This window comes from Geminocystis sp. GBBB08, from assembly GCF_016743215.1.
Lineage (GTDB): Bacteria > Cyanobacteriota > Cyanobacteriia > Cyanobacteriales > Cyanobacteriaceae > Geminocystis.
In genome coordinates, this window is sequence record NZ_VRZC01000202.1 from 1 (window position 1) to 5,946 (window position 5,946).

Genomic DNA, 5,946 nt, shown 5'->3' on the forward strand with positions numbered 1-5,946 from the left:
GTTATCCGTAGGGGATTTGATGTCGGGATTATTGATGTTTTTTGCTCTTTTATTTATTGCTGTTTCTGCCCAATTAGTTGAATATGATAACATTATCAAAAAAATTCCATTAGCTATTATTGAAAAAACCAAAGAAATTCCGGGTATTGGAGATAGTATAAAAGTTGATCCTAATGGTGATTTAAGTTTAGATGATAAAATTTTATTTGACGAAGGAAAAGCTATCTTAAAACCGCAAGGTAAACGTTTTTTAAAAGATTTTATTCCTCTTTATGCTGATACTATATTTACTGATGAAAGATTTGATAATCAAGTATCAAGAATTATTATAGAAGGGCATACTAGCTTAAAAGGTTCAAAAAAAGATAACATGGAATTAAGTTTTCAACGAGCATTAGCAGTCACAGAATATATTGATACAATTAATTTTTCTAATCAAGATAAATTTAGAAAGAAATTGTTAGCGGCAGGAAGAGGAAATATTGATGCGAATAAAGAATTTGATGATCCAAAAGATAGAAAAGTAATGTTTAGGTTTCAATTTAAAAGAGAAGATTTAGGACAAGTATTTAATAATAAAACTCAGGATAAAACTAATAATTAATTATGACATTTTGTACCACTAAATTTCAACCTTTAGAATTGCAAAAACCTGAGGCTAAACAATTACTTAAACTGGGTTATAGTATTCAAGGAGAAATGATCAAAACTCCTCAATTACCTAATGGTATCGAATTTGATAAAAATAAAAAACCTCGAAATATCGATCAAATTATTCATGATATAGAAGATAATAATCTAGAAAATATTAGTTTATTAGAATGGGTTTATTGCTTATTTAATAAACATAGTTGGGATATAAAAAATCCTGATAAAAGTTTATCAACTTCTCAAAAAATTTGGAATTTTACCAAAAAATCTGATGCCCTTAAATTGCGTTTATTTTGGCGTTTGGTTTTAGATACTTTTAACCCCAATGAAAAAATTTTACCATTTTCTTTAGCTGATACTTATCCTAATTTTGAACCACAAAATGAATATGATAAATCATTAATTAAAATTGTTAATTTACTATTTCAAAATTCTTATGAAGAATTAGCAGAAATTTGCTTAAATAAACTTATACAACCGGATAAATTATTAACTAAATATTCTTTACCCTATCAAATAAATGTTGATGATAATTTAACTTTAGTAGAAACCATAAAATTAACTTTTCCTTTAGCTTTAAAAACTGTTAAAAATATTAATGAAAAACAAATTAATTTTTTAATCGAAACCTTAAATATTTTATCTCCTTATCCTCAATTAAAAACAGTAGAAAATCTATTAAATAATATTTCTGCTGATGTTGGTGGTAAATATCCAAAATTAGTAAATTGGCTTAAAAATAATTATAATTTAACAGGTAATAACTCTCGGTGGAATGAGTTATCTATTAACGCAAAAAAGGCTTTAAAACAATGGATTGGTGCAGTAAATTATCATGATTTTGAAAAATTAGTTGATTTAATGACTAACTACTTATTAAAGTTAGCTGAAAATTGTCAATCGATGTCAGAAAAAATAATTACACGAGAAGAAAAAAAGATTATAATGGAGAGAAATCAATTAATCAGTCGTAAAATATTTTGGTCAAATTATACTGATAGATTTGATAGAATTAGAATTTTATTACCCGCTTTTTCCATACAAATTTTAGGAAATAATATTAATCAAGAAGACATAATAACTTTAATAGATGATGGTAGTGAAGCCACTGAAGTTTGTATTTTCGATTTTGATAAATGGTTTATTGTGGAATTTTTTAGAGGAAAAGGAAGCGAAACTCGAATTTTTCCGAAAAGTAATGAATTAGAAAATTTATTATTTAATAGTGATGATATTTCTCTTAAACAATTGAGAAGTTTATCTATTATAAAAGATAACGTACATGATCATCGATATTGTTGGCAAAATGATTGTGAAACACTTTTAAGAAGTAAAAATATTTTACCGAATCAAGGTATTAGATATTTTAAAATTGTAGAGCATCAGCGAAGATTTCCTTATGATTTTAATACAGGAATGCCACCTCTAAAACAAAAACAAATTAATGATAGAAATAGACAATTAATCGATTGGAAAAAAGATATTCAACAGTTAGAAGAAGAAGCAAAAAAGAAACTATTTTGACTTTTCACCAAATGTTAACTTAGATTTTATATATTCTTAACTTTTATCAATTATTTTGATTCTGAAAACCAAATTATATTTAGAGGAGTCAATTTTGTTGATAATTATTTTACTAATTTTTAAAATTACTTTTGTAGCAATATTACTATTATTGATGGGTGACTTTTTTTCAACTTTTGTTTATCATGTTCCTGAACATATTTTTGGCAAATTTCACTCCTTAGTTCATCATAGTAAGAACCGCAGTTTTTTACATTATGCTGTTTTAACAAAAAATCCTTTAGTACTATTAGATGGAATATTAGGGGCTTTACCTTACTTTATTTTTATCCCTTGGCTATGGCAAATATCTCCTGAAGGAACTATTTTAGGACTAATATTAGGAGAATTACACGTTATTTGGCGACACGTTTGTGTTATAAAATGGCAAACCCCCACTCCTATTTTAAAAATTTGTAATTTCCTAATGATAACTACTCCTGAACGTCACTGGTTACACCATAAAGATGCGAAAGTTGCTTTTGGAGATATTTTCAATTTTTTTGATCCTCCAGCCCAAGTTTGGTTTAGGATTTTATTATCTTTAAAATACAAATGGCGACACTTTTGGAAATAAGCACCAAGATGCTGATATTAAGATAAATAATGTGAGCTGAATTCCTCATTCTTCTTAAGATGGAGATAAATGCTAATCAACAAAAAACCATTTGATTCCCAACAGCAAACCCTATTATAGGAATTGAGCATTACTACTAAAAATTAAGGGTTTTAGATTCCCTAACAAGCTCTGAATGACAGAATTTAGAGTGATAAGGATAACTCAATTTTCTTGCCTTTACCAAAGAAAGACTTTTTGGGCAACCCTGATTAAGTAAAATTAACAAGATAAAACAATTTCTTGAATTATCTCTGGGAATTTATTAAGAGAATTTTCGAGTAAATCAATTTCAAAACAGTTAATTTGATCCTGTAAAACTACTACATAATTCAACAAAATTGTGTTGTTGTGTGTTATGGCTTCTTGTTCTAATTCGGAAGCAAAATCCCTAATATGAGACGTAATTTTTGTTTGCTGAATGTTTCGCCATTTTTCTAAATATTTTCCTTCTAGTTTGATCAGTAATTCAAATGTTTCTGGATTGTCTTGACAAATAATTGTATTAAATTCTAAATATTGATTATTTTGTTCATTTTTTAAAGAATTATGGGAGAATTTAGCCTCAGATTTTAAGACTTTTTTTAAAATTTTTACCAATTCATTCCGACTAAATGGTTTTGATAAAAAACCTTGAACTAAATGCTGTATTTCTTTCTTTTCTTCTGAGTTAATGGAAGCTGTAATAATAATAATAGGAATAGTTTTAGTAATGTTATTCCCTTGTAATAACTCAATGATTTGTTGCCCATTATAATCGGGCATTTTTAAATCTAAAAGAATTAAATCTGGATTGTATGTTATCGCCATAGAAATAGCTTCTCTTCCATTTTTTCCTAAAATTATTTGATGAGAAGTATCAGCAAAATAAGCGTTAATTAAATCCAAATTAGATTGAACATCATCGACTATTAAAATCGTACTAGGATTAAATTGATCTAAATTATCATCAGTAATAATGTCGAGATTTTCTTTCGGTAAAATACTACAAGATACGGAAGGAAAGTCCACAGTAAATTTACTCCCAACATTAATTTGACTTTCAACTTTAATATTACCATTAAGCATTGTTACTAATTTTTTGGTAATAGTTAAACCTAATCCCGTACCTCCGTATTTACGAGTACTTTGTCCATCTTGTTGAGTAAAAGATTCAAAAATACGCTCAATTTGTGCTGGTGCAATTCCAATACCAGTATCTTCTATTGTTACATAAAAACCACAATTTTCATGAAGATGATCTAAGTTTTCACTATTGCCGACAGTTATTTTGACATAACCTTTTTCGGTAAATTTGATCGCATTACCAATTAAATTAAATAAAATTTGTCTGAGTCTTACTTCATCAAATATAATTAATTCTGGACTATAATCTTCTATTTTTAAAATTAAACTTATTCCTTTCTCTTGTGTTTTAATAGAAAAAATATTAATTATTTCTTGAATTAAATGAGATAAATTTACTGTTTCATATTGTATGGGTAATTTACCTGCTTCAATTTTCGATAAATCCAAAATATCATTAATTAGTGATAACAAAGTTTCACCACTAGAAGTAATAGAATTTAGATAACTTCGGGCTCGATTATCGGTGATAAAATCTTTTAATAAGTTAGAAAATCCTAAAATAGCATTCATGGGAGTTCTAATTTCATGACTCATATTTGCCAGAAATTCACTTTTAGCAATGTTTGCCATTTCTGCTGCTTCTTTGGCTATTTGTAACTCTTGTGATTGTCGCTGAATTTGTAAAAATAACTGTGCTTGTTCGATGGCTATGCCTAATTGACTAGAAATTTTTTTCAAAAGATTAAGATGACGAGATTGCCACAGAAAAGGAGTTTCATAATAAGCACCTAATAATCCCCATAATTCTTGACCACAAAAAATTGGTATAATGCAAAAAGATTTAATCTTAAATTGTTGATATAATTCAAGATGGCAGGGGGAAAAGTTAGCTAAATCTACATCATTAATCACATAAGTTTCTCTTTGGCGGTATCTACCCCCCTTATGGGTTTGTAAATAAGTATCATTCCATATCTTTGTAGTAATGTTATCAAGAACAGAAATAGATCCTAATTGTGTACTTTCGGCGACAAATTCCCCTCCCCATTCGGAGTTAAATTGATATACCGCTACTCGATCGCAATTTAAAAGATTTCTTACTTCCGTGGTTGTTGTATTGCAAATAACTTGAAAATCAATACTATCTCTCATTTTGCCCATAATAGAATTAATTGCTCTTTGTAATAAGGCATTTTCTCTTAAAGCTACTTCTCTTTGTTTTTCAATAGTTATATCAATAATAACTCCATTCCAAATAACACTACCATCGGGTAATTTTTGAGGTAAAGAATTAATCCTGATATATTTATGTTTACCGCTTGGGGTTGTTATTTGAAAATCATAATGAAATTCTGTGAGATATTGACGAGATAAGTTGAGAACTTGATAAAATTCGGATAGTTGATTTGGTTCGATTAAATTAAAAATGGTGTTGACATCTTTAATAACTTCTTCTTGTGTAAATTCAAAAATATCATTAACGGCTTTACTGGCAAAAGTAATAAAATAATTTTCTTCAAAATCACAGCCAAATTGAAATACCATACCGGGTACTAATGCTGTAATTTCTTGTAACTGTATTTCGCTCTGTAATAGTTTTTCCGTAGTAATTTTCTTTTCTGTCATTTTCGTAAATGTTACTAAACTTCCCATGTAGTTTTCTTCTATGTCATATACTGGATAACAAGAAGCTAACAAAGAAATATTTTTTTTATCATGACGTTGAAATTGATAATTCTCCTGATACCAATGTTGATTATATTCTCTTAAAACAATATTTTTATTTACACTATATTTTTGAAAAAAATTAATCCATGATGTCTCAATTATCACTTTTTCTTGACAACCTAAAAACTCCTTCATTTGTCGATTAATAAAATAAAGTTTTCCTTGAACAGAAAAAATACAAATACCATCTTGGGTAGTTTCTAACATTAAACTACATAAATCATAAATAGTTTTATTGATATTTTTTATCTCATAACTGCCAAATAATAATTCTCTAGTTTTATTCCATAATAATTTACGGCTAAAATCCTCTAAATGAG

4 protein-coding genes are annotated in these 5,946 nt (G+C 27.5%); 3 read left to right on the forward strand and 1 reads right to left on the reverse strand.

The window, feature by feature from the left end; genetic code table 11:
• The 3 genes from FWJ34_RS17445 to FWJ34_RS17455 form a co-directional block, all read left to right on the forward strand.
• On the forward strand, positions 1-604 hold a 604-nt coding region (locus tag FWJ34_RS17445; RefSeq protein ID WP_308256616.1), incomplete at its 5' end, for an OmpA family protein.
• Between the two features lie 2 nt (positions 605-606).
• Positions 607-2,175 (forward strand): EH signature domain-containing protein, encoded by a 1,569-nt coding sequence (locus FWJ34_RS17450; RefSeq protein ID WP_308256617.1) that lies wholly within the window; start codon positions 607-609, stop codon positions 2,173-2,175.
• Between the two features lie 154 nt (positions 2,176-2,329).
• Positions 2,330-2,791: a sterol desaturase gene (locus FWJ34_RS17455; protein WP_308256618.1), complete on the forward strand. Its 462-nt coding sequence runs from the start codon at positions 2,330-2,332 to the stop codon at positions 2,789-2,791.
• A 261-nt stretch (positions 2,792-3,052) separates the two neighbouring features.
• On the opposite strand, the gene FWJ34_RS17460 is transcribed toward FWJ34_RS17455, so the two are convergent.
• On the reverse strand, positions 3,053-5,946 hold a 2,894-nt coding region (locus FWJ34_RS17460), incomplete at its 5' end, for an ATP-binding protein (RefSeq protein WP_308256619.1).